The sequence below is a fragment of the Pseudoxanthomonas sp. 68-E7 genome (genome assembly GCF_057773145.1).
On sequence record NZ_JBYMTI010000001.1, the window covers coordinates 837,741 to 863,871 of the forward strand.

Sequence of the window (26,131 nt, forward strand, 5' to 3'; positions counted from 1 at the left end):
CCCAGGTCCCGGTTCGCACTCGTCCTGACACTGCTCGGGGCGTTCCTTTCACCGGGCACCGTCGCGCCGGCCAACGCCGCCGGTGGCGATGATCACGTGCTGGTCCTGGGGCGTATCAGCGACGATCCCAAGGCCCATTACGAGCAGCTCAAGCCGTTGCTGGACTACGTGATCCCGCGCATGCGCGACGTCGGCATCACCGAGGGCCGGATCCTGATGGCGCGCGACACCCAGCAGATGATCAGCTACCTGCGCCGCGGCCGGGTCGACTGGGTGACCGAGACCGCCGGCACCGCGATGCGCCTGCAGGATCGTGCCGGCGCCCGTCCGCTGCTGCTGACCGAGCGCGGCGGGGTGGGGCGCTACCGCGGCGTGTTCTTCGTCCGCCGCGACAGCGGACTGGAGACGTTGCAGGACCTGAAGGGGCGCGCGGTGGCGTTCCAGAACACCGCGTCCACCAGCGCCTATTTCGCGCCGGCGGTGGAACTGCTCGATGCCGGCCAGCGGCTGGAAATCCTGCTTTCGCCGATGGACCGCCCGGCGCCGGATTCGGTCGGTTACGTGTTCGCCAGGACCGAACTGAACATCTCCGCCTGGGTGCACAAGCGCCTGGTCGACGCCGGCGTGGTGAGCAGCCTGGACTGGAACGACGTGCGCCGCATCCCGCCCTCGTTCCGCAACGATTTCCGGATCATCCACGAAACCCCGGAGTATCCGCGCGCACTGGAGATGGTGCGCGGGGATCTGGCGACGGAGGTGGAGGCTCGCCTGCGCGAGGTGCTGCTGCAGGCAGCCAATGACCCGCAGGCACGCGAGGCGATGCGGCTGTTCTTCCGCACCACCGCCTTCCTGCCGGTGGATCCCGATTCCCGGCGCGCCCTGGAGCATCTGCGCCAGGGCGTGGGCCGGGTACGCGAGCAGGTCGAATGAAGAAGATCCGTTTCGGCCTGGAGGCGCGTTTCCTCACCGCCATGGCGGTCATGCTGGCGGTGGTGATCGGCCTGCTGGCGACCCTGCTGCACCGGCAGAAGGCGATGCAGCAGGAAGTGGCCGGCGTGGCCCGAGAGGCGATGCATGGCATGGCCGAGGACAGCCTGCGCCGGCACGGCGGAGCCACCGTCGACCAGCTCGCCGACGCGCTGGCCAACCCGCTCTACTACTTCGACATGGACACCATCGGCACGCTGGTCCGCTCCGCGCAGAAGGAGCCGGATGTCAGCTACGTGCTGGTCTACGACCCGCAGGGCCGGATCATCCACGACGGCTCCGAGGAGATCGCGGTCTACGGGCAGCAGATGAGCGATCCGCTGGCCTACGAGGCGATCAGTTCGCCGGAGCTGCATACCCAGTGGTCGCCGCAGATCGTCGACATCTCCGAGCCGATCATGATCGGCAACCAGCGCATCGGCGGGGTGCGGGTGGGCTACTCGCTGGATTCGGTGCGTGGCCACGAGGATCGCGCGGTCGCCGCCGCGCGGGGACGCCTGGAGGCCCTGGGCCAGCGCCACCTGATCTGGGTGTGGGCGCTGCTGGCGGCGCTGGTCGCCGCATGCGTGGCGATCATGGTGTATGCCCAGCGCACCCTGGTCCGCCCGATCCGGCAGCTGGCCGAAGCCGCGCACGCGATCGAAGTGGGCAACTACAACAGCGAGCGCCCAGTCAGCCATCGCAACGACGAGGTCGGCGAACTGGTCCGCGCGTTCAGCAGCATGAGCGACAGCATCGCCCGCCACGATCGCGACGTGCGGCGCATGGCCTATACCGACTCGTTGACCGGCCTGACCAACCGGCTGGCCTTCCGCGAGAGCCTGGATCACCGCCTGATGATGCTGCGCGGCGCCGGCCGCCAGCTGGCGCTGCTGTTCGCCGACATCGACGACTTCAAGCGGGTCAACGACACCCTTGGCCACGAGGCCGGCGACGAAGTGCTGCAGCAGTTCGCCAACCGCATCCGCGAGGCGGTCGAGCAACTGGGGGGCGACGATGCCCTGCTCGCCCGCTTCGGCGGCGATGAGTTCGTCATCCTGATCCAGGACGGCGACGTGCGCGCGGTCGCCACGCGCCTGGCCGAGCAACTGGTCACTGAACTGGGCCGGCCGCTGGTCATCCAGGATCGCCAGGTGTTCCTCGGCACCTCGATCGGCATTACCTTGTTCCCGGAAGACGCGTCCGGCGCCACCGCGCTGATGAAGAATGGCGATATCGCCATGTACCAGGCCAAGGTGGCGGGCAAGAACTGCTATCGCTTCTACAGCCGCGCGATGGACCAGGCGGTGGAGCGACGGGTGCGGATGGAACAGGAACTGCGCGGCGCGTGGGAGCGTGGCGAGCTGAGCCTGCTGTACCAGCCGGTGTTCCGCCTGTCCGACAGCCGCATCGTCGGCGCCGAGGCGCTGCTGCGCTGGCAGCATCCCGAGCTGGGGATGGTGGCGCCCTCGGTCTTCATCGACGTGGCCGAGCAGAGCGGCCTGATCGAGAGCATCGGCCCGCGCGTGCTGCGCGCCGCCTGCACCGCGGCCGCGCGCTGGAGCGCGGATCGCGACCCGATGGACCAGCTGTTCGTCTCGGTCAACGTGTCGCCGCGCCAGTTGCGCAGCGGCGACCTGCCGGAAGTGGTGGCCGAATGCCTGCGCGAGACCGGGCTGGCGTCCTCGCGCCTGCACCTGGAACTGACCGAAACCGCGGTCATCGCCGACGAGGCGCATGCCAGCGCACTGCTGGCGACCCTGCACCGCACCGGCGTGAAGGTCTGGCTGGATGACTTCGGCACCGGTTTCTCCGGCTTGAGCCACCTGCGCCGGGTGCCGGTCGACGGTGTGAAAATCGATCGCAGCTTCATCGCCGACATGCTGCGGGATCCGGACGATCTGGCCCTGACCAGCGCGATCATCGCCATGGCCCATTCGCTGGGCATCACCGTAGTCGCCGAGGGCGTGGAGAAGGAAGGCCAGTTCAACATCCTGCGCGAGCGTGGCTGCGATCTGGCCCAGGGTTACTGGCTGGGTTATCCGGTCACCGCCGCCGAGTTCGCCCAGCTGATTGCCTGAGCCGCGCCGGGTGCTGGAGCGACGTGGGTCGCGACCGCGCGCCTGGACCTGCTCGTCTGGAACGGTGTCCGGTTTTCCTGGCCCCTTTGGGGTGACGGTCGCGACTCACGTCGCTCCTACAAGAGGCTTTTGCGGGTCAGGAGAACCAGCGGCCGAGGAATTCGGTGGTGGCGGCCACCAGGTGTCCGGACAGGAAGCCGAACACGATCACCGCGGCGCCGCCGGCGACCCAGGCCACCAGCATCAGCGCGCCATCGCGCTCCAGCAGCGCCAGCGCGAACAACAGCAGCAGCACGCCGAACACGTAGTTGGTGAAGGGAATCGGCAGGGCCAGCAGCAGTCCCAGCAGCACCAGCAGCAGGCCGGTAAAGGAGAGCGCCAGCTTGTGGTCCAGGATGGCGTGCAGGCGCGGTCGGATCAGCTTTTCCAACCGTGCCAGCCAGGGCGAGAGCAGGGTGCGGAAGGTGATCAGCGCGCTGCGGTGCGGACCGCGCCGGGCGATGAAGCCCGGCAGCCACAACTTCGACAGTCCGACCAGCAGCTGCGCGCCGACCAGGATCACCAGCGGTCCGCCGATCGCGCCGCCGACGCCGGGAATGGGAATGAAGGCGGGCAGCACCGCGATGAACAGCAGCAGCCCGAACGCGCTCTGGCCGAAGCCGGACAGCAGGTCGCCCAGGCGCAGGACCTGGTTGGGATCGCCCAGCGCGAAGTCATCCAGCAGGGCTCGGATGCCCGCGTGGGGCGGGCGTTGGGAGGCATCCATGGTGCTCAGGCCGCCGCGTCCTCGCCGGTTTCTTCCGGCAGCCGCTGCAGCAGCAGCTTGTCGACGCGGGCGCCGTCCAGGTCGACCACCTCGAAGCGCCAGCCGTCCAGTTCGAAGGCCTCGCCCACGTGCGGAATGCGGCCGAAGTGCTCGATGACCAGGCCGGCGATGGTGTTGTATTCGTCGTCGTCCGGCAGGTTCACACCGCCCAGCAGTTCGCGCAGGTCATCGTTGGGCAGCGAGCCGTCGACCAGCAGCGAGCCGTCGTCGCGCATCACCACCAGCGCGTCGTCCTCGGTGTTCTCGGCGGCCTGCAGGCGCCCGACCACCGCGCCCATCAGGTCGCTGATGGTCACCAGGCCCTGGATCTCGCCGTATTCGTCCACCACCAGCGCCAGCGACTGCTGCTCCTCGCGGAAGATTTCCAGCAGTTTCATCGCGTGGGTGGATTCGGAAACGAACAGCGGCTCACGCAGGTTGCGGAAGATTTCCGGCGAGCGATCGGCGAACCGGTCCAGCAGCGATTTGACTTCCAGCACGCCGACCACGTCCTGGTCGCCGGCGCGGTAGACGGGGAAGCGCGAGAACTGCGATTCGCGCATGACCTGGAGGTTGGTTTCGTAGCCGGCGGCGGTATCCAGCCAGACGATCTTCTTGCGCGGGGTCATCAGGCTGTCGGCGGTGCGATCCCCCAGGCGCAGCACCCGGTTCATCATGTTGCGCTCGTCGACGTCGATCACGCCCTGCTCGTGGCTCTCGGTCACCAGCAGGCGGATTTCCTCTTCGGTCACCGCCCCGCGGTTGTCGTCGCGGATGCCGAGCAGGCGCAGCACCGCGCGGTTGATCGCGCCCAGCACGAACACGACCGGACGGGCGATGCGCGACAGCCAGTCCAGCGGGATCGCCACCGCCGAGGCGATGGTCTCGGCATTGGTCAGCGCCAGGCGCTTGGGAATGAGTTCGCCGAAGATGACCGAGCCCGCGGTGATCAGGGTGACCGCGGTACCGATGCCGATGGGGCGGGCGTACTGCTGGACGCCCGGCACCAGTTCGGCCAGCCAGCCGGCGATGATCGCGCCGATGGCGTCGCCGCCGAACACGCCGGCCAGGATGCCGATCAGGGTGATGCCGATCTGGACCGTGGACAGGAGGTTGTCCGGATGCTCGGCCAGGTGCAGGGCGACGCGGGCGCCGCGGCTGTCCTGGGCCATCTGCTTGAGCTTGAGCTTGCGCGAGGTCATCAGGGCCATCTCCGACAGGGCGAAGAAGGCGTTCAGGATGATCAGGGCGATGACGATCAGCAGTTCAAGCACGGCGGCCCTCCGTCATGGCCGGAGAGGGCGCCGCCGGGAACGCGTATCGCGGGCGACTATGCGAGGGGGAGGTAGGGTCGTCTTCCATAGGGTGCACCCTGGGGTGCCGGCGGAGTGTAGCAAACCCCGGCCCGGGGGCCGTGGAATGGGCCCCGGGCGGGCCCGGCGAGGCCGGGGGCGTCGCCAGGATGGTCACTAAACAGTCATAATTCCGCCCCTAAAGCCGTCCGCCCCGCGACGGCGGGATTCCCCCGATGTTCTCGCTGCAGACCATTTTCGGCTCCGGCCAGCAGTTCTACACCCTGCTCGAGGAGGCTTCCCAGGCCGCCCTGGACAGCGCCAAGGCCCTCCACGCGATGATGAAGGAAAGCGACCGCCAGCCGGCGCTGGACGCCTTCAAGCTGGCCCGCCTGCGCGAGCGCGCGACCTCGGACAAGATCAGCCAGGCGCTGGTCGACAGCTTCATCACCCCGATCGAGCGCGAGGACATCGAGGCGCTGGGTTCGGCCCTGTACAAGATTCCCAAGCAGATCGAGAAGTTCGCCGATCGCTACTCGCTGGCGCTGCAGCACCTGGAAGGCATCGACTTCGCGCCCCGCGCGGCGATGCTGGAGCAGGCCGCCGCGGTGGTCGTGGAGATGGTCCACGAGCTGAAGAAGATGAACATCGATCGCATGACCGCGCTCAACGAGAAGCTGCGCGCGATCGAGAACGAGGCCGACCGGCTGATGCTGGAGCTGTACCGCGACATCTATTCGGGACGCCTGGACCACCTGCAGATGTTCCTGCTGAAGGAGTTCTTCGAGATCCTGGAAAAAGCCATCGACCGCTGCCGCGAAGCCGGCGTGGTGGCCTACCAGATCGTGCTGAAGAACAGCTGAGGACCGCACCATGCTGACCCTGGTCCTGGTGGTGATCCTGGCCGCGCTCGTGTTCGAGTTCATCAACGGCTTCCACGATACCGCCAATTCCATCGCCACCGTGGTCGCCACCAAGGTGTTGACCCCCGGGCAGGCGGTGATGCTGGCGGCGCTGACCAACCTGATCGGCGCGCTGACCGGCACGGCGGTGGCCAAGACCATCGCTTCCGGCCTGATCGATACCGGCGTGGTCGAGGTGACCTCGCAGGTGATCCTGTGCGCGCTGCTCGGCGGCATCGTCTGGAACCTGATCACCTGGTGGAAAGGCCTGCCATCCTCGTCCTCGCACGCGCTGATTGGTGGCCTGTGCGGCGCCGCCCTGGCCGCCGCGCACAACAACTGGGGCGCGCTGATCTGGTCCGAAAGCGTCGGCAGCTGGGCCAAGAACAAGGGCATCCTGTGGAAGGTGGTGCTGCCGATGATCAGCTCGCCGATCGCCGGCTTCCTGCTGGGCATCGCGGTGATGCTGCTGCTGTGGGGGCTGATCGTGCTGTTCGCGCGCGCCGGTGGCTGGCTGGGGCGACTGGCGCGGCCGAACTTCGTCAACAAGTTCTTCGGCAAGGCGCAGATCCTGTCGGCGGCCTACATGGGTTATGCGCACGGCCACAACGACGCGCAGAAGACCATGGGCATCATCGCGCTGACCCTGTTCGGCGCCGAGGCGTCCGGCGCGCTCGACGAACTGCCGGGCTGGCTGGCCTTCCTGCATCCGGGCAGTGCCGGGGAACAGGACATCGCGACCTGGATCGTGCTGACCTGCGCGGTGGTGATGGCGCTGGGCACCGCCTCGGGCGGCTGGAAGATCATCAAGACCCTCGGCCACAAGATGGTCAAGCTGCATCCGATCAACGGCTTTGCCGCGGAAACCAGCTCGGCGACGATCCTCACCGTGGCCGCGCATTTCGGCATGCCCGTCTCCACCACCCACAGCATCTCGACCGCGATCATGGGCGTGGGCTTCGCCAAGAACCCGCGCGCGCTGAAGTTCAGCGTGGTCGAGCGGATCATCTGGGCGTGGATCCTGACGATTCCCGCCGCCGGCGGTATCGCGTATGGCCTGCTGAGGTTGCTTCAGGCGATGGGCTGGGCCTGAGGGGCCGGGATTCGGGATTGGGGATTCGGGATTGGCAGGAGCGAAGGCGTACTGCTTGCGGCCTGAGCGCGTCCCGATCCTGAATTCCACTTGGTGAATTTCGGTCTTGATGCTCCAACACCAGGATCCGCTTCAACGAATCCCCAATCCCGAATCCCCAATCCCCGCCTTCAGAGCAAATCACCCTCGGCGGAAAGCGCGCGCTCCATGCGGTCGCCCAGGCCGCCGATCTCCAGCACCAGGCGGTCCACTTCGGCCGGGGTCAGGCCGTCGTAGGGACGGTTCTCGCACAACTGCAGGTAGGGCACGCCGTCGAGGTCGCCGATGGCGAGGTAGCCGACGCTGCTGTGCCAGTTGAAACCCAGCGCGCGGCGGGCGTCGACGCCGGTGATCGGCGCGATCACGGTGCTCACCCGCAGGTAGCTGCGCTCGTCGTCGTTGCTCAGCTCGGACAGGAAGATGGCCTGGTGCCGGCTTCCGCTGTCCAGCGACAGTTCCACGCAGGCCACATAGGGTTCCTGCACCGACACCCGGTAGCCGGAGGTGGTCAGGTGGCTGCGGATCTGTTCGAAGTTCTTCATGGCGTGGCGGACTCGGGAAATTCCAGATCCGTATGGTAGGCCGGTTTGCAGTGGTCGGGGTAGCCAACGGACGGGGCAGGCGCCACACTTCCGGCATCCCCCGACCGGAAACACCCGCCATGGCGGAAGCCACGCCGGAAGCGAAGATCCTCGCCGCCATCCGCGCGATTCCGCGCGGACAGGTGGCCGGCTACGGCGAGGTCGCGCGTCGCGCGGGCCTGCCTGGGCGCGCCCGCCTGGTCGCGCGCATCCTCAGCAACAACGACGACGCGCGCCTGCCCTGGCACCGGGTACTGCGCTCGGATGGCCGCATCGCGTTTCCCGAAGGCTCAAAGGGCTATCGCGAGCAGAGCCAGCGCCTGCGCGCCGAAGGCGTGCGGGTGGAAAAGGGGCGGGTGCGCGGGGTGAAAGCTGCACGGACGCTGGACGAGGCGCTTTGGGGACCTCCGGGCGGCTGAAGCTCCGCGGTTATCATGGCGGCGTTCCCGAAGGATGCGAGCCATGTTTCCTCCCGTGCTGCCGGTGACCCGCGCGCTGCTGATCGCCAACGTGGTGGTGTTCCTGCTCCAGAGCTTCCTGGGCGAGGCCATCACGCTTCCGTTCCTGCAATGGCCGATCGACTTCACCGGCAATGCCGGCGATTTCGGACGCTATGCCTTCATGCCGTGGCAGCTGCTGACCAGCGGCTTCATGCATGCCAGCCTGACCCATCTGCTGTTCAACATGCTGGCCTTGTGGATGTTCGGTTCGCCGTTGGAAGCCACCTGGGGCGAGAAGCGTTTCACCACCTACTACTTCGTCTGCCTGGTTGGCGCCAACCTGTGCCAGCTGCTGGTGAGCTCGTGGGTACTGTCCGGCGGTGGTCCGGCGGTTCCTTCACTTGGCGCCTCGGGTGCGGTCTTCGGCCTGCTGCTGGGCTACGGCATGCTGTTCCCGAACCAGCGCATGATCGTGTTTCCGATTCCGATGGAGATCCGCGCGCGCACGCTGGTGATCATTTACGGCGCCTTGACGCTGCTGTTCGGCATCACCGGCATGCAGTCGGGCGTGGCCCATTTCGCCCACCTCGGCGGCATGATCTTCGGCTGGCTGATGATCCGCTACTGGCGCGGGCAGCCGCCATTCGGCAAGCGCCGGCCACCGGGCCCGCGGATGCGGATCGTCAAATAGGCGGACACCGCTCCGGCCAGGGGCATCCGCGAAAAGAAAACGGCGCGTTTCCGCGCCGTTTTTTTATGGGTTTCCGTCGTGGCGATTCAGCGCCACTGGCCGAGCAGGTCGGTGTCCTTGCGCTGCATCGGCTGACCCGGTTTGCAGCTGAAGGCCTGGCCGAACGCGGCCTGGTTGGACAGCGGGGCATTGGTGCGCCACAGGCCCGGCGCGCGCACGTCGGTGGCGGCGCGCTCGGCGGCTTCGGTGGCGTCCATTCGCTGTGCCCACAGCTGCGCCCAGGCGTTGAAGAATGACTGCCTGGCCGGCGTGGCCGCCTGCGGCTCGCGGGTGATGTAGGCATCCCAAGCCAGTTCGACGCCGGCCAGATCGGCCAGCGCCTCGTCCTGGACCCGCTTGCCGTTGACCTTGACGTTCTTCAGTTCCGGATAGGCGAACGCGTCGTACTGCGCGGCGATCTTCGCGCCGATATCGTTCCAGGCGGTCAGGTCCGAGGCGGTCCACCAGTCGCGCAACTCGCCCTTGGCGTCGACCATGCGGCCCTTGCTGTCGAAGCCGCGGCTGAGCTCGTGTCCCACCAGCGCGCCGTAGGCGCCGAACTGGCCGGCGATGTCGCGCTGCGGATCGAACACCGGCGGCTGCAGCACCGCGGCGGTGACGATCAGGCGGTTCTGGGCCAGGTCATAGGCCAGCGCGGGCTGCTGCGGCAGCACGTCCCAGCGGCGATCGGCGTTGCCCTTGCCGATCCGCTTCATCTCCTCGCGGTGGCGCCAGGTCGAGGCGATCAGCATGTTGCCGCCGAAGCTGCCGCGGCCCATCGGCTGCACGCTGTAGTCGACGTCGCGGTGCGGCGTGCCGACTTCGATCTTCAGCTTGCCGAGCTTGGCCTTGGCCTCGGCCTTGGCGCCCTCGCTCAGCCACGCCGCGCGTTCGACCGCACGGCCCAGCGCGTCGCGCACCTGGCCGGCAATCGCCTCGGCCTGCTGATCGCTGGTCTTGGGCAGGTAGCGTTCGGCGTATTCCTTGCCCAGCATCGGACCGGCCGCGAGATTGATCGCGCCCAGCACCTGCTGCCAGCGCGCCGGCGGCGTGCTCTCGCCGCGCAGGAGCTTGCCGCGGAATTCGAACTCGGCATCGCGGAACGACTTGGCCAGGTACGGCGCCATCGCATCGCCCACGCGCCAGCGCAGGTAGGCCTTCCACTGATCCGGCTTGAGGCTGGCGACCAGCGCGTCGATCTGCTTGAACAAGGCCGGATCGGCGATCGACACGGTGTCGTCGTTGACGCCCTGGGCCTTGAGGAAGGCGTCGATCTGCAGGTTGCGGTACTGCTTGCCCAGGTCCTTGGTGGCGACCGGGGCGAAATTGGACAGCGGGTTGCGCAGGTCCAGCAGCGGCTTGGAGACCTGCGCCAGGCGGGTTTCCAGATCCAGCACCGCCTGCGCGTCGGCATCGAGGCGGTTCTGGGCGGTCCCGGTGAGGGCAAGGACCTGCTTCACGTAGGCGCGATAGCGATCCATCACCTGTTTGGTGTCGGCGTCGGTACGGGTGTAGTAGGCCGGGTCCGGCAGGCCGAGGCCACCCTGCATGAAATAACCGATGTGGCGATCCAGCGCGCGCAGGTCCACGTCCGGGCTGAAGTTGAACGCGACCGGGATGCCGACCTGGTGCAGCGCGGCGATCGCCGGGGCGACGTCCTTGGCCTTCTTGATCGCGTTGATGCGATCCAGCAGCGGCGCGATCGGCTTGGCACCGTCGGCTTCGACCGCGGCTTCATCCAGGCCGCTGGCCCAGAAATCGCCCAGCAGTTTCTGCACGTGGCCCTGCGGCGACTGCATCGCCGCCTGCAACAGATCGCGCTGCTGCTGTTCGGTGCGCTCGCGCAGCTGGCCCAGCGCGCTGGCGCCCGGGGCGGTGTTGGCCTTCAGCCAGTCGGCGTTGGCGTGGCTGTAGAAGTCGCTGCAGGCAGCACTGACGGCGGGAGCGCGCGGCGCCTTCTTCTTGGCGGCTTCGGCCTGCGGAATGCCCAGCGCGGTGATCAGGGCGAAGGCGAGCAGGGAGGGGTGGCCAAGGGCGGCGCGGGTCTTCGACATCAGGAAATCCGGGGTGTTGGAGTTGGCGGATTCTAGCAAGCAGGGCGGGGCCTCCCTGAACGCGGCGCACACTTCCCGGGTGGGTCCGGAAACGAGGAAGGCCCGGGAATTCCCGGGCCTTCGTGGGTACCGCCGGATGTAGTCCGGATTACCAGATCACCACCTGCTTGTCGCCGTCGCGGACCATCGCATCGCCGGCCTTGCACTGGAAGGCGGCGGCGAACGCCGGCAGGTTGGACGGCGCGCCGATGGCACGGAAGTTGGCCGGCGCGTGCGGGTCGGTCTTCAGGCGCACGGTCAGTTCTTCCGGAGTGAAGTTGCGGCGCCATACCGTCGCCCAGTTCAGGAAGAAGCGCTGGTCGCGGGTCAGCCCGTCGGTCTTCGGATCCGGCGTGGCCTCGGTAGCCTTCTTCATCGCCTCGTACGCGGTCGCCAGGCCGCCCAGGTCGGCGATGTTCTCGCCCAGGGTCAGGCTGCCGTTGACCTTGCCGCCGCCTTCGGTGGTGTAGCCGTTGAACTGGTTCACCAGCTTGCCGGTGAGGCCGGAGAACGCCTTGGCGTCGCCGTCGGTCCACCACACTTCCATGTTGCCGGTCGGTCCGAAGCGCGAACCCTGGTCGTCGTAGCCGTGGATCATCTCGTGGCCGATCACCGCGCCGATGCCGCCGTAGTTCATTTCATCCGAAGCGTTGGGATCGAAGAACGGCGGCTGCAGGATGGCGGCCGGGAACACGATCTCGTTCTGCAGCGGGTTGTAGTAGGCGTTGACCATCTGCGGCGGCATGCCCCATTCGGTCTTGTCCACCGGCTTGCCGATCTTGCCCAGGTTCCACTTGTAGTTGAACTCCTGCGCGGCCAGCACGTTGCCGATGTAGCTGTCGCGGCTGGTGCTCAGGCCGGTCCACTCGCGCCACTTGTCCGGGTAGCCGATTTTCGGGGTGAAGGTCTCCCACTTGGCGATGGCCTTCTGCTTGGTTTCCGCGCTCATCCACGGCAGGTTCTCCAGGCGGCTCTTCAGCGCGGTGCGCAGGTTGCCGACCAGGGTTTCCATCTTGGCCTTGGATTCGGCCGGGAAGGCCACCTTCACGTACATCTGGCCCAGCGCTTCGCCGGCCTCGCCTTCCACGGTGTCGAGCACGCGCTTCCAGCGCGGCTTGATTTCCTTCTGCCCGCGCAGGGTCTTGGCGTAGAAGTTGAAGTTCTCGTTGACGAAGGCGTCGCTCAGGTACGGCGACGCGCCATCGACGGTGTGGAAGCGCAGGTAGGCGCGCCAGGTCGCCGGATCGGTATCGCCCAGCATCTTGCTCACTTCCTGGTGGAAGCCGGGCATGGCCAGCGAGAACTTGTCCGCCTTCACGCCCTGCGATTCGAAGAACCGGGTCCAGGAGAAGTTCGGGGTCAGCTTGTCGGCGTCGGCCAGGGTGACCGGGTTGTAGTACAGCGACACGTCGCGCGAGAGTTCCTCGCTGGTCTTGGAGGCCTTGGCCAGCCGGGTCTCGAACGCGACCACGTCCTTGGCCTGCTTGGCGGCATCGGCCACGGCCACGCCCGACAGCTCCAGCACCTTGGCGATGTGCGCCTCGTAGGCCTGCAGCTTTTCCTTGTTCTCGGCCTTGGTGTAGTACTCCGGATCCGGCAGGCCCAGGCCGCCCTGCGAGGCATAGGCCAGCACCATCGAGGAATCCTTGAAGTCGGCCTCGCCACCGAAGCCGAACAGGAAGTTGCGGCCCTTGGCGGCATTGGCGCTCAGGTAGTCCACGATCGCTTCCTTGCTGGCCAGGCCGTCGATCGCGGTCAGGTCGGCCTTGATCGGCTCGATGCCCTGGGCATTGACCTTGGCTTCGTCCATGCCGGTGGCCCACAGGTCGCCGACGATCTTCTCCACGCCGGTGGCGTTGGCGTGCGCGGCGGCCTGTTCGGCCAACTGGCGCTGCACGGCGGTGGAGCGCTCATCCAGCATTTCGAACGCGCCCCAGCTGGTGCGGTCGCCGGGGATGGTGTTGGCGGCCAGCCACTTACCGTTGGCGTAGCCGGTGAAGTCGGCGCAGGCGTTCTTGCTGGTGTCCAGATCCGCCACCAGGAAGCGGTTCACCGGCGGCAGCTTGCTCTCGTCCAGCTTCAGTTGCAGTTCGCCGCTGTCGGCGCTGGCCTTGGCGGCGGCGTCGGGGGAAGCGGCTTCGTTGGGCTTGGAACAGCCGGCGAGGGCCGCGGTGACGGCCAGGGACAAGAGAAGCATCTGCGGTTTACGGAAGGTCACTTTCAACTCCGGCCCGGGAGGGCATTGGGATAGGTCTGTCCAGACGGACGTGCGCGGACTCTACTCCCCCGCCCGGAAGGGCGGGGGGTGTCGAAGGTCATGGTACGGGGCAGGCCATTGGCGGAGCGTCATGGCCGCGGCGTCGGGCCATGCTAGGGTGGGGCGGACACTGCGGGAGCCGAGAATGCGGATCGAACTCCATGGCGCGGCCGGCGAGGTGACCGGCTCGATGCACCTGTTGCACGCGGCGGGCCAGCGGATCCTGCTGGATTGCGGAATGATCCAGGGCAGCCGCGAGACCGAGGCCCGCAACGCCGATCCCTTCCCGTTCGATCCGGCCGCGCTGGACGCACTGGTGGTCAGCCATGCCCACATCGATCACATCGGCCGCATCCCGTTGCTGGTGCGGCGCGGATTCCGCGGCCCGATATACGCGCAGGCCGCCACCGCCGAACTGATGCCGGTGATGCTGATGGATTCGGCCTCGCTGGCCGAAGCCGATGCCGATCGCGCCAACCGGCACCGGCGCCGCGGCGAACCGGAAGCACAGCCGCTGTACGACCGCGACGACGTGCAGGCGGCGATGGCGCAGGTCCGCCCGCTGCCATACGAACAGCGCCAGTCAATCCTGCCGGGCGTGGACATCGCGTTCCGGGATGCCGGCCATATCCTCGGGTCCAGCATCGTCGAAGCATGGGCGGACGGACGCAAGCTGGTGTTCTCCGGCGATCTGGGCCAGAAGGGCACGCCGATCCTGCGCGATCCCTCGCCGGTAGGCGAGGCGGACCTGCTGCTGATGGAATCCACCTACGGCGATCGCAACCACCGGGAGCGTCCGGCCACCGTGCGCGAGCTGGGCGAGATCCTCGAACAAGCCTGGGCCGATCGCGGCAACGTGCTGATTCCCGCGTTCGCGGTGGGCCGCAGCCAGGAACTGCTGTACTGGTTCGCGCGCTTCTGGGACGAATGGAACATGTCGCGCTGGCGCGTGTTCCTGGACAGCCCGATGGCCGGCAAGGTGGTGGGGATCTACGGCCGCCACCACGAACTGTTCGATGCGGAGGCGCAGGAAGTCTGGCGCGGTTCGCCCAATCCGTTCCGCCTGCCCAACCTGCACGTCACCGAGAGCACTGCCGAGTCGATGGCGATCAACCAGATCGCCAATGGCGCGATCATCATCGCCGGCTCGGGCATGGCCAATGGCGGCCGCATCCAGCATCACCTGGCCCACAACCTGGACCGCCAGCGCACCCACGTGGTGTTCGTCGGTTACCAGGCCGAGGGTACGCTGGGACGGCGGCTGGTCGATGGCGCGCGCTGGGTGCGCATCCATGGCCGCGATCATCGGGTCAATGCACGCTGCCACACCATCGGTGGACTGTCCGCGCACGCGGATCAGGCCGGCCTGCTGGCGTGGTACGGCGGCTTCGAACCTTCGCCGCCGGTGGTGCTGGTGCATGGCGAGGATCGCGCGCGCGAGGCGCTGGCCGGCGAACTGGGCGAACGCTTCGGCGTGGACGTCGAGCTGGCGCGCCCGGGCATGCGGCTGGAGGTCTGAGACCCGCCGCGAGGCCGGGATCAGGGCGTCGCGATGGCGTGGCTGACGCTGCGGTTGCGGCCGGCCTGCTTGGCCTGGTACAGCGCGGCGTCGGCGCGTTCGAACACTTCGGCCGCATCCAGGTTGTCGCCGGCCTGGGTGGTGTGGATGCCGATGCTGGCGGTGAACGGCGGCGCATCCAGCGCGCGTTCGGTGCGGGCGGCCAGGTTGGCCAGGTCGACATGGATGGTGGTGGCGATGGTCGCCGCCGCCTGCGCGGAGGTTTCCGGCAGCAGCACCGCGAATTCGTCGCCGCCCAGGCGTGCGATCACGTCGCGCGGACGGCGCGCGCGCCCGCGCAGCACCCGCGCCAGCAGCCGCAGCACGGCGTCGCCACTGGCGTGGCCCTGGCTGTCGTTGAGCTGCTTGAAGTGATCGATGTCCAGCAGCAGCAGCGACATCGGCAGGTGGGTGCGCTGGATCGCGCGCAGCTCCTGTTCCAGGGCGTGGTTGAACTTGTTGCGGTTGGCCAGGCCGGTCAGCGGATCGGTCTGCGCGGCGCGCTGGGTACGACGAATCAGGCGGTACACCCAGACCGAGGCGCCGATCGCCAGCACCAGCAGGGTGGCCGAGGCGGGGAACCACAGTCGCGCGAACTGCAGCAGCAGCAATGACAGCAGCAGGGTGAGCGCGATCGTCGCCAGCGCCGGGCGCCAGATCTGGCGGAACACCGGGAACCCGCAGACCAGCATCGGCAGCGACACCAGCAGGATCGACAGCAGCAATTGCCCGCCCAGCGACATCGGGGTGATCGCGTTGCCCTGGATCAGCATGTTGAGCACGTTGGCTTCGTACTCCACGCCGGTCAGCCCGCGACCGCCGTCCTGGCCCGGCGCCTTGACCGTATCGCCCATGCCCATCGCGGTGGTGCCGACCAGGATCCAGCGTCCGCGCAGCAACGAGGCCGGTACCCGCTGGTGGATGACGTCGGTGTAGGAAACCTGCGGGAATCCGTTGGGCGGACGCGCGTAGGGAATCAGCACGCGGTGGTCGCGCACCCAGCGCTGCGGCGATGCCTGCTCCGGATCCGACAGGCGCTCGCCGGGAAGATCGTCGTTCTGCGGCAGCGACTGGTCCAGTTGGCTCAGGGCCAGGGCCAGCGCCGGCCAGCGCGGCGAACCCTGGCCGGCGCGCAGATAGGCGCTGCGCACCACGCCATCCTCGTCCGCGGCCAGGTCGACATGGCCCAGCGAAGCCACCGAGGCGGAGAATTCCGGAATCGGCAGCAGCTCCACCAGCGGCCCGTTGACCTGGGTGGCCTCGGCCAGCACCGGCAGCACCACCTTGCCGTGGCGACTCATCGCCCGTGCCAGCAGCGCGTCGCCTTCCGGATCGAACAGCGCCGGTTCGGACAGCAACAGGTCCAGGCCGATGCCGCGCACGCCGATCCGACCGAGCTCGTCGACCAGCCGGGCGTGCTGGCGCCGCGACCACGGCCAGCGTCCGAGCTCGCTCAGGCTCTTCTCGTCGATGGCGACGATGGCGATGCGGTTGTCCGCTTCCTCCGCCACCAGGGGACTGAGCCGGTCGTAGAGCCATTGGTCCATGCGCGCGGCCAGTCCGGTCAGGATCAGGCAGGCGACGATCGCCGACGCGCCCAGCGCGATCAGCAGGCGGCTCCTCGGCTTGGGCGTGGAGGGCGAGGTGATCATAGGCTCAGCAGGATCAGCAGCGCGCCCGCGCCGGCACCCACGCGGCACAGGCGGCAGGGCAGCTTGATCTTCTGGGCGGGGGCGAATTCGCCGACCTCGCCATCGGTATCGATGGCCTGCGCGCGCAGGTACCAGGTGCCGCCCGCGAGCTTGGGCAGGGTGATTTCGGGTTGTTCGACCACCTCGTCCACGCCGAGCCGCTCGAACGAGGGCGAGCGCGACATCTGGAAGCGGTAGCGCTGGCCGGGCTGTCCGGCGCGCCAGTGGAAGGTGATGCCGTCGGCGCGTGCGCCATCCTTGCCCAGATCGATGTCGTCGATCGGATCCAGCGGCCTGACCGTGAATTCGATGGCGTCTCCAAACGGCCCCTTCTTCCCCTGAGCATCGATGCTGCCCACGCGCCAATAGTACGCGCCGGGAGCGAGCGGCTTTGCGACGGTGATCGCTTCTCCGCGTAGATCGTCGCCCTGCGCGATCGGATCGCGGAACCCCGGGTTGTCCGCCACTTCATAGCGGTAGCGATGGGCTTCCGGGGCCTGTGTCCAGCGCAGCGCCGGGCGGTCCTGGCGGACCAGGCTGCCCGCCGAGGGAGCGACCGCGTAGGGCGGCACCGGGCGTCCCTCGATCCGGAACGCGGCGTCGGCGTCGCGTCCCTCCAGGCCCTGGGCATCGATCGCGCTGATCCGCAGGTGGTATTGCCCGGGCTCCAGCGCCGGCGCGGTGGCCGAAGCGTCGGGTGCGACGAGATCCGCGATGAGCGCGGCGAAATCAGGATGGCGGCTGATCAGGACCCGGTAGCCGTTGGCGCCGGCAACGGCAGGCCAGGCGAACTGCGGGCGGACGCTGTCCTGTTCGGCGGCAATCGCCGACAGATCCGGCGCCGGCAGCAGCGCGATCGGTTCAAGTCGATCGCCGCCGCCGGCCTGCGCGCGGGTGCCGAATCCCGGCTTGAGCAGCGTCGCCTGCTGGCCGGCGGTGACCGCGACGCGTCCGTCCAGCACCTCGGCCTGCATGCCCTGTTCGCCAGTGTGGATACGGAAGCGTGTGCCGCGCACGGCCGAGGAAGCGGTGGGCGTGTCGACGATGAACTGGTCGCCGGCGCCGCGCAGGCGACGCACCTCGTTGTTGATGCGGCCACGCTGCAGGCGCACGCGGGTGTCGACCATGCCGGTGCGGCCGTAGCGGGTCAGTCGATCCAGCACCAGCTCGCTGCTTTCGCGCAGGCGCAGGCGGGAGCCGTCGGCGAACTGCAGGCTCAGGGAGGCGCCCAGCGCGGTCAGCAGGCGGCTGCCGGTGCCCAGTTCCATGCCTTCGCTGACCGGGCGCTCCGCGCCGGCGGAGGTGATTGCGGTCGCCTGGCCGACCAGGGCGATCACGCGTGCCTGCGCCGGCTGTTGGCGCAACCAGGTCAAGGGAATGCGCAAACGGCTACCCGGCGCGAGCCGGTAGGGGTCGACGATGCGGTTATGCTGCTGAAGCCGATGCCAGTCGACTCCGGGTTTGAGATAGACGCCGCCGAGATCCCACAGGGTGTCGCCGGGCCGGACCCGATAGACCCAGTCCTCGGCGAAGGCGGGGACGCAGGCCGACGCCAGGGCCAGCAACAGCCCCGCGCGGATTCCCATCCCCCGGACGAACGTCATGATCGCCAAGCCTGTCCCCTGCCATCCCGTTTGCGTGCTGAATCACAATTATAGGCGAGCCTGCCGCCAGGCAGTGGCCGGTACCGGTCCCGGCTTCCGTTTGGGCAGGCTGGCCGGAGAGCGTCCGTGAGCCAGGCCGTCCGGGACGTCCTGCTGATTGGCGGGGGCCACAACGGTTTGACCTGCGCCGCCTACCTGGCGCGGGCCGGCCTGAAGGTGACCGTGCTGGAACGGCGCGGGGTGCTGGGCGGGGCGGCGGTCACCGAGGAGTTCCATCCCGGCTTCCGCAACTCGGTCGCTTCCTACACCGTCTCGCTGCTGCAGCCGCGGGTCATCGCCGATCTGGATCTCGCCGGCCATGGGCTGCGCGTGGTCGAGCGCCGGCGCAACAACTTCCTGCCGCTGCCCGAGGGCGGCTACCTGCTGACCGGTGGCGGCCAGACCCGCGCCGAATTCGCCAGGTTCTCCGCCCGCGACGCCGAGCGCCTGCCGGCCTACGAGGCCCGGCTGGACGCCATCGCCGACGTGCTGCGCGCACTGGCGCTGGAACCGCCGCCCAACCTGACCGACGGCGGCTGGTGGAAGGCGTTGCCGGAGCTGCTGCGCACGGCGCGGCTGGGACGCAAGCTGCATGCACTGGACGAGACCCTGCGCCAGGAACTGCTGGACCTGTTCACCATCTCGGCCGGCGAGTATCTGGATCGCTGGTTCGAAAGCGAGCCGGTGAAGGCGCTGTTCGGCTTCGACGGCGTGGTCGGCAACTACGCCAGTCCGTACACGCCCGGCTCGGCCTACGTGCTGCTGCACCACGTGTTCGGCGAGGTGAACGGCGTCAAGGGCGCCTGGGGCCATGCGATTGGCGGCATGGGTGCGATCACCCAGGCAATGGCCGGCGCCGCGCGCGCGGCCGGCGCGGAACTGCGCACCGGGGCCGGCGTGCGCGAAGTGCTGGTCGAGCAGGGCCGTGCGGTCGGCGTGGTGACCACCGGGGGCGAAACCCTGCGCGCGCGCGCGGTGGTCGCCAACGTCAATCCCAAGCTGCTGTACGAACAATTGATGCGCACGGACGACGTGCCCGCGCCGACCCGCGAGCGCATGGCGCATTGGCGCTGTGGTTCCGGCACCTTCCGCATGAACGTCGCGCTGTCGCGGCTGCCGGATTTCACCGCGCTGCCGGGCGAGGGCGATCACCTGACCGCCGGCATCATCCTCGCGCCGAGCCTGGACTACATGGACCGCGCCTACCGCGATGCGCAGGCGCAGGGCTGGTCGAACGAACCGATCGTGGAAATGCTGATTCCCTCCACCCTGGACGATTCACTCGCGCCGCCGGGGCAACACGTCGCCAGCCTGTTCTGCCAGCATGTCGCGCCGGTACTGCCGGGCGGACGCGGCTGGGACGATCACCGCGACGAGGTTGCCGATCTCATGATCGCCACCGTGGACCGCTTCGCGCCCGGTTTCGCCGCTTCGGTACTGGGCCGGCAAGTCCTGAGCCCGCTGGATCTGGAACGCACCTTCGGCCTGATCGGCGGCGACATCTTCCACGGCGCGCTCTCGCTCAACCAGTTGTTCAGCGCCCGCCCGATGCTGGGCCAGGCCGGTTACCGCGGCGCCATTCCCGGCCTGTACCTGTGCGGCGCCGGCACCCATCCGGGCGGCGGCGTGACCGGTGCACCGGGCCACAACGCGGCGCGCGTGGTCCTGGCGGATCTGAAGTGATCGCTCAGCGCGCGCGGAACAAGGCGGCGATCTGCAGGGCGGTGCGATAGGGCTCCGGATCGTTGCGGTTGCTGAGCAGGATGACGGTGAGCTTCTCCTTCGGATAGCGCACGATCACGTTGCGAAAGCCGATGCTCTCGCCGGAATGCCAGACCGCGTCGCCGTTGATGCGCCAGCCGAAGCCGTAGTACGGCACGTCCGGTTCGTCGGTGGGCGTGGCATGGCTGAACGCAAGATCCAGGGATGACTGCTTGAGCAGGCGCTCGTCATAGAGTGCGGCGTCCCAGCGCGCCAGATCCTTGATCGACGAATAGATGCCGCCATCGCCCAGCACCGCGCTGGTCGGGCTCTGGTCGGTGCGTTGCCAGCGGCCATCGGTTTCGCTGTAGCCGTAGGCGCGGTTGACCACGGTGGAGATGCCCTCCTCCAGCGCCACCGTGTCGGCCATGCCCAGCGGCAGGAAGATGTGCTGGCGCAGGAAGCCGGCGAAATCCTGTCCCGAGGCCTTGCCGACGATCAGCGCCAGCAGCGCGTAGCCGCTGTTGCTGTAGCGGTACGAGCTGCCGGGGGCGAAGTAGGTGCGATCCTGTCCTTCCAGGATGCGCAGGACGTCGATGTCGTGCAGTTGCCCCTTCGGGTCGGCGGGCATGACCTCCTCGTAATCGATCAGGCCCGAGGTATGGCTGAGCAGATGGCGAATCGTGATCGCGTCGGCGGCGGCCGGCAGCGAGGGCAGCCAGCGCTTGATCGGATCCTCCAGCCGCAGCTTGCCGTCCTCGGCCAGCAGCAGGATGCTGGCGGCGGTGAACTGCTTGCTCACCGAGGCCAGGCGGTAGTTCGTTTCCGGCGACGCCGGTATCCGGTCTTCCAGGTTGGCCAGGCCAAAGCCGCGCTCGACCACCGGCTGGCCGTCCTTCAGCACCAGCAGGGACGCGCCGGGTACCTGGCCGTCGTAGCGCTGCATCAGGGCGGCGATCGCGGCGTCGCGCCCTGCGTCCGCGCCGACGGGCTTGCCGGCCTGCGCATGGCCGGGCGTCGGCAGGGACAGCGCCGCCATCAGCAGCAACGGCAGCACGCGCACGGTCCGCGACAGGTTCATCCAGGCTCTCCCCGCATTGAATGGAAGGCGGAGCATAGCCGCTGCGGGCGGGACGCGCAGCGGGCACGGCGGCAAGGGCGCCGCGGAAGGGCGGGGGAAGCGAAGCCCGCTTCGCCGTGGCCTTCTACCCGGTAGGCTCAGTCCGCCGCCGCTTCCTGCCGCAACTGGCGCTCGCGGTCCTCGCCAAGGTAACGGCGGATGGCGTGCCGCATCAGGTACAGCAGCGGGATAAGCGCGATCGCCGCGAGCATCTTGTAGACGTAGTTGACCGAGCTGACCGCCAGGAACAGCGAGGTCGGCCACTTCTGCGGCCCCAGCACGAAGGCGATCCAGATGACCACGAAGCTGTCGACCAGTTGCGAGATCGCGGTCGAGCCGGTCGCGCGCAGCCAGACCATGCGCTCGCCGGTGGCGACGCGGATGCGGTGGAACACCGCCACGTCGATCAACTGCCCGATCAGGAACGCGATGATCGAGCCCACAATCGACCACATGCCCTGGCCGAAGATCGCGGCGAACGCGGCCTGGTAGTCCGGCACGCCCTGGTGCTCGGCGGCTTTCACCCACCAGCCGGCCGGTGCGGTGGCGATGGCGAGGAAGGCGAACACGAAGCCATAGACGATCAGCGCCACCGCCATCCACGAGATGAAGCGCACGCCGCGACGGCCGAAGAACTCATTGATGGTATCGGTGAGGATGAACACGAACGGCCACAGCAGCGTGCCGACCGTGAAGTTCAGCGAGCCGCTCTGGCCGAACAGGTTCCATTCCAGCGGGGCGATGCCGAGGGTGTCCTCCAGGGCGAAGATCTTGACCCCGATGAATTCGGCCAGCACCGCGTTGACGCAGAAGAACGCCGCCAATGCGATGAACAGCCGTACCGCGCGATCGTCGAGGGTACGGCCATTCGTCACTGCCATCGGTCAGCGCTCTCCCGCGCGGGTGAAGGGCATGGATTCCGGCGATACCGCGCCGCCGGAAATGATGAAGCTCATCGCCTGGTCGACCGTCCAGTCGGTCGGGGTCAGCAGTTCCACCGGCACGATTTCCAGGTAGCCGGAGGTCGGGTTGGGCGTGGTCGGCACATACACCGCGGCCAGTTCGCGGCCGGTGCCTTCCTCGCGGATGACCCGGGTCACCAGGCCCACCGACTTCATGTCGCGATGCGGGAAGTCGATCAGCACCACGCGCTGGGTGCTGCCGGGCTTGGTCTGCAGGATGTCGAGCAGCTGGCGCGCGCTGGTGTAGATGGTGCTGGCCAGCGGGATGCGCAGCACCAGCAGTTCGAACCAGCGCAGCAACTGCTGGCCGATCACGCGGCGGGCGAGGATGCCGACCGCCAGGATCGCCAGCAGGGTGGCGGCCAGGGCGATGGTGTTCTGCACCCACTGTGCGTTGAACCAGCCGAGCGCCTGCGGGAACGAGGCGGCGATCTGGTGCGAGATCGGGCCGACGAAGGGTTTGCTGATATCGGACAGCAGCACGAACACGAACTTGACCACCACCCAGGTCAGCCAGATCGGCAGCAGGGTGAGCAGACCGGTCAGGAACAGGCGCTGCAGGGAAGGGCGGGAGGCGGGGTCGGGGGGCATGGCGGCTATTGTAGGACCTAGTCCGGGCCGGATGCGGCGCTTTGCTACGCTGGTTGCGGGAACGCTGTGGGGAGCGATATGAAACGGATGTTGCGGGTGGTGTGGGGCGGGGGGCTGGCACTGCTGATGCTTGCGGGAACGCTGTTCGCGATCTCGCGGTTGCATTGGCCCACCCGCGCCCAGCAACAGGCGCTGGCCGACATGACCGCACCCGTGCCGATGCCCGCGGGAAGAAACGCATTCGCGGACGTCTGGTTGCTGCGGTATGACCTGGCGGATGGCGAGCGGGCGCGTATCGCCGCCGGGGATGTCGAACGCTTCAACCGCCGTGGCGCGCCCGGCTTCGCCGCTGACGGCAGGATTATTGAAGACGCACCGGCCTTCGTGTCCCTGGCGGAAGGTCGCTATCCGCAGGAGAAACTCGAGGATCCCGGGCGCCTGCTCTGCAACATCATCGACGATGATTGCCTGGGCAAAGTGCGCGCTGCGCCGGCAAGGGTCGATGCGATCCTCGCCGCGCACGCCGGCCTGCTACAACGCACCCGCGATGCACTCGAACGCAACGACTACCTGAGGACACCGTTTCGGCTGTCCTATGACACGCCCTTCGCGATCGCGGGCCTGAGCGATGGCGCGCGCCTCATGCGCACCGCCGCGGCCCGGGCCTACGCACGGGGCGAGCATGTCCCCGCGCTGGCCGAGACCTGCCGGGCGACGGTGGCCTGGCGGCGCTGGATGCGACATCCGGACCTGCTGCTCGACCTGATGATGGGTGACGCGGCGTTGCGTGGCTGGCTGGCGTTGCAGGGGCAGATGCTGGCTTCGCTTCCGGCCGACGTTGCCTTGCCGGCGGAGTGCGCGTCGTTGCGCGAACCGCCTCCGTTGGCGGGGAGTTCGCTGTGCAAGGTCGCCCGGCGCGAGTTCGAATTCACGCGGTCGCTGTTCGAACTTGCCGGCGACGGGATGGTGATACAGCCGGGCAAGCCGGATTGGCTGGTTTCACTGGGCTATCGGCCCGAAGCGACGTTGGCGATGGTAGCCGAGGCCAGGGCATGGCATTGCGGTGCAACGGTACGACGTCAGGTGCTGGCCGATCAGCCAGTCACCCCACGCCCGCCGTCGTCCGCGTGGCGACTGGAATGCGCTGCCAACGCGTTCGGCTGCATGGTGGCCGACATGGAGTACCCCGGCATGAGCGGCTACCAGCATCGCTTGCAGGACCAGCGCGCACGCCTGAACCTGATCGCGACGCTGCTGTGGCTGCGCGAGCAGCCTGTGGACGGCCTCGGGCTTTCCCGGCGCGTGGCGATGCGTCCCGTGGAGCTGCGGCAAGGACGGGACATCCAGGTCGTGGACGGTCGCCTGCGCATCCCGGTGTTCGATCAGCGGGATGGCCCTTATTGGGAGCTACCCGTGCATAAGGCATTGCAGTGACGACAGCGCCGCGTGTCACTCCGCGGCGTCGCCGTTGCGCGCCCTTGGCTTCAACCGCACATAGATCTGCTTGCGGATCCGCGCGACCACCTCGCCCTGCGCGTCGATCACCTCCACCGGCAGCCAGCGCAGGTGCTTCTCGCCGTTGGCGGCTTCCGCGCGGATGTCATCGAGCATCGCCTCGTCCACGCGGAACTCGGCGTGCACGGTGCCCTTGCCGGGTTTGACGAATTCGATCTCGCCGGCCTTGTCCCAGACGAAGTAGTCGCCGCCCAGGCATTCCTTCACCAGGATCATCCAGAACGGATCGGTCATCGAGAACAGGCTGCCGCCGAAATGGGTGCCGACGTAGTTGCGGTTCCAGGGGCGCATGCGCATCTCCACCCGCGCGCCGCGCCAGTCGTCGGCCAGGCGGGTGACGTGGATGCCGCTGAACAGGAAGGGCGGCCAGAGATTGAAGATGTGGCGCAGGGTCGATGCTTTCATGGCCGGGCGTGGGGGCGGACGGGTTTCCAGCCTACCATACGTATAAGTATGGTTTGTCCGCTCCCCCACGGCGCGCCTAGCGCTGTCCGAGCAAGGCGTCCGCCAGCTCATCGGCCATGCCCCCGGAGTCGGCTACCCGCAGCGGCACTCCGAAGGCCTTCTCCAGTTGGGTGGCCCGGGCCCTTTCCGCGCTGCGCCGGGCCCCGTCCAATTCGATCGTGATCATTCCCCGACAGGATCCGGCGAGGACTTCGCGGTTGCGCTTGAGCCACAGCGCCCTTTGCTTGCGTTCTTCCTGGGCCTGCCGCATCGCGTTGCCATCGAGTTGTTCCAGATCGGCGTGATGATCGGGCGGGAAGATGATCACGAAGGGCTGCGCGCGCGCGATCAGCGCTTCCATTTCCCGTTGCCACTGGGGGGCGGTGCCGGCCTGTTTCTCCTTGGGGGTCGCGCGTACGAAGGGAAAACGGGAATCGTCGTGAAGCTCGAAGCGGAATCCATCGTCGGTCATGCGGGTGTCTCCTGTATCCAGGTCTGGAAAGGACGCGGAGGCTGGCGGCCGGCGGGTGGCGGGCGATCGCGCGGGTCATGCATGTGGCCGGGCGGCGCGGAAAACCCGCGACAGTAGCGACGAACACATCTCCGGGAAGCCCGGAGCGATTGGCCGGGCCAATATCGCCGCATGGGGTACTGGAGCGATAGCGGCATCTGGTCTATAAATAGTGAAATATGGCCAAGCGTGATGATGCCCGCGGGACGGATGGCAGGGACTACAGCGAATGGAGCGAAGGTCCCTGGCTTATCGCGGTCCGAGGGGACATCGCACCGGGCGGCGAGTACAGGCTGGGTGTCCGTGAATACGAATGGCATCACCATCTCCGGGGCCAGGTGTTCTGCGTCGAGGCCGGCCTGATCCACGTGCAGACATCGCATGGCTCCTGGTTGCTTCCTCCGCATCGGGCCGGATGGATGCCCGCTGGCGTGCAGCACAAGGTGGGCATCAGCGGCAGGCTGATCGGGTGGACGCTCTTTGTCGCGCCGGATGCCTGCGATGGATTGCCGGCGCATCCTTGCGTGATCGGAATCAGCGAGGTGCTGCAGGCGCTGGCGAGACGGGCGGCGGAGTGGGACAAACGGGAGGCGCTGGCGCCGGAGCAAGAGCGCATCGCCACGATCATTCGCGACGAGATCGCGCGCGCGCCGCGCGAACCGTTGCACCTGCCGATGCCGCGGGATGCGCGCATGCTGCGCGTGACGCGCGCGCTGCTGGCCGAACCGGGCAGTCCGCGCACCCTGGATGAATGGGCTGCGTTCGGCGCGATGTCGCCGCGGACGATGCGCCGGTTGATTCTCGCGGAGACGGGTTTGACCTTCGCCCAGTGGCGCCAGCAGGCGCAGTTGACCCATGCGCTGGAAATGCTGGCGCGTGGCGCCGGCGTGACCGACGTCGCCGACGCCCTCGGCTACGCCTCGCCCAGCAACTTCATCGCCATGTTCCGGCGCGCCTTCGGCGACTCGCCGGCGCGCTATTTCTCGAACCGGCGTTGAAAAAAAAGCCCGGCTGGGGGCCGGGCAGGTGGCAGGCTGGTGTCCATCATGGGAACGCCGAGCCTGGCTCGACCGAGAGAGTGTGGCCGGGGTGTGGCCACTGTGCCGCCGCGATGGT

General features: G+C 68.0%; 22 protein-coding genes. 10 read left to right on the plus strand and 12 right to left on the minus strand.

Annotated elements, in window-relative coordinates:
• Positions 1-24: 24 nt before the first annotated feature.
• Together AC3DE2_RS03960 and AC3DE2_RS03965 are read left to right on the plus strand one after the other, a co-directional pair.
• Positions 25-930, plus strand: a complete 906-nt coding sequence (locus tag AC3DE2_RS03960; RefSeq protein ID WP_488425251.1) for a phosphate/phosphite/phosphonate ABC transporter substrate-binding protein — start codon at positions 25-27, stop codon at positions 928-930.
• Complete coding sequence (locus tag AC3DE2_RS03965) at positions 927-3,047, plus strand: putative bifunctional diguanylate cyclase/phosphodiesterase (RefSeq protein ID WP_295382743.1); 2,121 nt, start codon at positions 927-929, stop codon at positions 3,045-3,047. Before AC3DE2_RS03960 ends, AC3DE2_RS03965 begins: the two co-directional genes overlap by 4 nt.
• A 136-nt stretch (positions 3,048-3,183) precedes the next feature.
• On the opposite strand, the gene AC3DE2_RS03970 is transcribed toward AC3DE2_RS03965, so the two are convergent.
• Both AC3DE2_RS03970 and AC3DE2_RS03975 read right to left on the minus strand, forming a co-directional pair.
• The gene (locus tag AC3DE2_RS03970) at positions 3,184-3,813 is read right to left on the minus strand and encodes an exopolysaccharide biosynthesis protein (protein WP_295382742.1); all 630 of its coding nucleotides are present in this window, start codon (positions 3,811-3,813) and stop codon (positions 3,184-3,186) included.
• Positions 3,814-3,818: 5 nt separating this feature from the next.
• A complete protein-coding gene (locus AC3DE2_RS03975; RefSeq protein ID WP_295382741.1) occupies positions 3,819-5,126 on the minus strand; it encodes a hemolysin family protein in 1,308 nt (435 codons plus the stop codon).
• A gap of 254 nt (positions 5,127-5,380) precedes the next feature.
• Between AC3DE2_RS03975 and AC3DE2_RS03980 the strand changes: the two genes are divergently transcribed.
• Both AC3DE2_RS03980 and AC3DE2_RS03985 read left to right on the plus strand, forming a co-directional pair.
• The gene (locus tag AC3DE2_RS03980) at positions 5,381-6,007 is read left to right on the plus strand and encodes a DUF47 domain-containing protein (protein ID WP_183643321.1); all 627 of its coding nucleotides are present in this window, start codon (positions 5,381-5,383) and stop codon (positions 6,005-6,007) included.
• A gap of 10 nt (positions 6,008-6,017) precedes the next feature.
• Positions 6,018-7,139 carry an inorganic phosphate transporter gene (locus AC3DE2_RS03985; protein ID WP_488425133.1) on the plus strand — a complete coding sequence of 374 codons (1,122 nt, stop codon included), beginning with the start codon at positions 6,018-6,020 and terminating at the stop codon, positions 7,137-7,139.
• Between the two features lie 170 nt (positions 7,140-7,309).
• Here AC3DE2_RS03985 and AC3DE2_RS03990 read toward each other — a convergent pair whose 3' ends face one another.
• Positions 7,310-7,720 carry a hypothetical protein gene (locus AC3DE2_RS03990; protein ID WP_295382739.1) on the minus strand — a complete coding sequence of 137 codons (411 nt, stop codon included), beginning with the start codon at positions 7,718-7,720 and terminating at the stop codon, positions 7,310-7,312.
• 119 nt (positions 7,721-7,839) lie between these two features.
• On the opposite strand from AC3DE2_RS03990, the gene AC3DE2_RS03995 reads away from it, so the two are divergent.
• Positions 7,840-8,178, plus strand: coding sequence for an MGMT family protein (locus tag AC3DE2_RS03995; protein ID WP_488425134.1), 339 nt, complete (start codon positions 7,840-7,842; stop codon positions 8,176-8,178).
• 43 nt (positions 8,179-8,221) lie between these two features.
• Positions 8,222-8,890 (plus strand): rhomboid family intramembrane serine protease, encoded by a 669-nt coding sequence (locus tag AC3DE2_RS04000; RefSeq protein ID WP_295382737.1) that lies wholly within the window; start codon positions 8,222-8,224, stop codon positions 8,888-8,890.
• Between the two features lie 86 nt (positions 8,891-8,976).
• On the opposite strand, the gene AC3DE2_RS04005 is transcribed toward AC3DE2_RS04000, so the two are convergent.
• Both AC3DE2_RS04005 and AC3DE2_RS04010 read right to left on the minus strand, forming a co-directional pair.
• Entirely contained in the window at positions 8,977-10,983 is a 2,007-nt protein-coding gene (locus tag AC3DE2_RS04005; protein WP_295382736.1) for a M13 family metallopeptidase, read from the minus strand.
• Between the two features lie 148 nt (positions 10,984-11,131).
• On the minus strand, positions 11,132-13,219 hold the full coding sequence (locus AC3DE2_RS04010) for a M13 family metallopeptidase (protein ID WP_488425135.1): 2,088 nt from the start codon (positions 13,217-13,219) through the stop codon (positions 11,132-11,134).
• Positions 13,220-13,424: 205 nt separating this feature from the next.
• Here AC3DE2_RS04010 and AC3DE2_RS04015 point away from each other — a divergent pair, with 205 nt between their 5' ends.
• The gene (locus tag AC3DE2_RS04015; RefSeq protein WP_488425136.1) at positions 13,425-14,798 is read left to right on the plus strand and encodes an MBL fold metallo-hydrolase RNA specificity domain-containing protein; all 1,374 of its coding nucleotides are present in this window, start codon (positions 13,425-13,427) and stop codon (positions 14,796-14,798) included.
• Positions 14,799-14,818: 20 nt separating this feature from the next.
• Here AC3DE2_RS04015 and AC3DE2_RS04020 read toward each other — a convergent pair whose 3' ends face one another.
• Together AC3DE2_RS04020 and AC3DE2_RS04025 are read right to left on the minus strand one after the other, a co-directional pair.
• Positions 14,819-16,489, minus strand: a complete 1,671-nt coding sequence (locus AC3DE2_RS04020; protein ID WP_488425137.1) for a CHASE2 domain-containing protein — start codon at positions 16,487-16,489, stop codon at positions 14,819-14,821.
• On the minus strand, positions 16,486-18,132 hold the full coding sequence (locus AC3DE2_RS04025; RefSeq protein WP_295382732.1) for a FecR domain-containing protein: 1,647 nt from the start codon (positions 18,130-18,132) through the stop codon (positions 16,486-16,488). Before AC3DE2_RS04025 ends, AC3DE2_RS04020 begins: the two co-directional genes overlap by 4 nt.
• Before the next feature lie 126 nt (positions 18,133-18,258).
• Here AC3DE2_RS04025 and AC3DE2_RS04030 point away from each other — a divergent pair, with 126 nt between their 5' ends.
• Positions 18,259-19,854, plus strand: coding sequence for a phytoene desaturase family protein (locus AC3DE2_RS04030; protein ID WP_295382731.1), 1,596 nt, complete (start codon positions 18,259-18,261; stop codon positions 19,852-19,854).
• A 4-nt stretch (positions 19,855-19,858) separates the two neighbouring features.
• On the opposite strand, the gene AC3DE2_RS04035 is transcribed toward AC3DE2_RS04030, so the two are convergent.
• From AC3DE2_RS04035 to AC3DE2_RS04045, 3 genes are all read right to left on the minus strand, one after another.
• Entirely contained in the window at positions 19,859-20,953 is a 1,095-nt protein-coding gene (locus AC3DE2_RS04035) for a serine hydrolase domain-containing protein (protein WP_295382730.1), read from the minus strand.
• A 137-nt stretch (positions 20,954-21,090) separates the two neighbouring features.
• Entirely contained in the window at positions 21,091-21,873 is a 783-nt protein-coding gene (locus AC3DE2_RS04040; protein ID WP_488425139.1) for a queuosine precursor transporter, read from the minus strand.
• 3 nt (positions 21,874-21,876) lie between these two features.
• Entirely contained in the window at positions 21,877-22,545 is a 669-nt protein-coding gene (locus AC3DE2_RS04045; protein WP_295382728.1) for a DUF502 domain-containing protein, read from the minus strand.
• 78 nt (positions 22,546-22,623) lie between these two features.
• Here AC3DE2_RS04045 and AC3DE2_RS04050 point away from each other — a divergent pair, with 78 nt between their 5' ends.
• Positions 22,624-23,979, plus strand: a complete 1,356-nt coding sequence (locus AC3DE2_RS04050; protein WP_295382727.1) for a hypothetical protein — start codon at positions 22,624-22,626, stop codon at positions 23,977-23,979.
• Positions 23,980-23,994: 15 nt separating this feature from the next.
• On the opposite strand, the gene AC3DE2_RS04055 is transcribed toward AC3DE2_RS04050, so the two are convergent.
• Positions 23,995-24,465: a DUF4442 domain-containing protein gene (locus AC3DE2_RS04055; protein WP_488425142.1), complete on the minus strand. Its 471-nt coding sequence runs from the start codon at positions 24,463-24,465 to the stop codon at positions 23,995-23,997.
• Between the two features lie 76 nt (positions 24,466-24,541).
• Positions 24,542-24,976 carry a hypothetical protein gene (locus AC3DE2_RS04060; RefSeq protein WP_295376000.1) on the minus strand — a complete coding sequence of 145 codons (435 nt, stop codon included), beginning with the start codon at positions 24,974-24,976 and terminating at the stop codon, positions 24,542-24,544.
• Positions 24,977-25,194: 218 nt separating this feature from the next.
• On the opposite strand from AC3DE2_RS04060, the gene AC3DE2_RS04065 reads away from it, so the two are divergent.
• A complete protein-coding gene (locus tag AC3DE2_RS04065; RefSeq protein WP_488425144.1) occupies positions 25,195-26,013 on the plus strand; it encodes an AraC family transcriptional regulator in 819 nt (272 codons plus the stop codon).
• Positions 26,014-26,131: the final 118 nt, after the last annotated feature.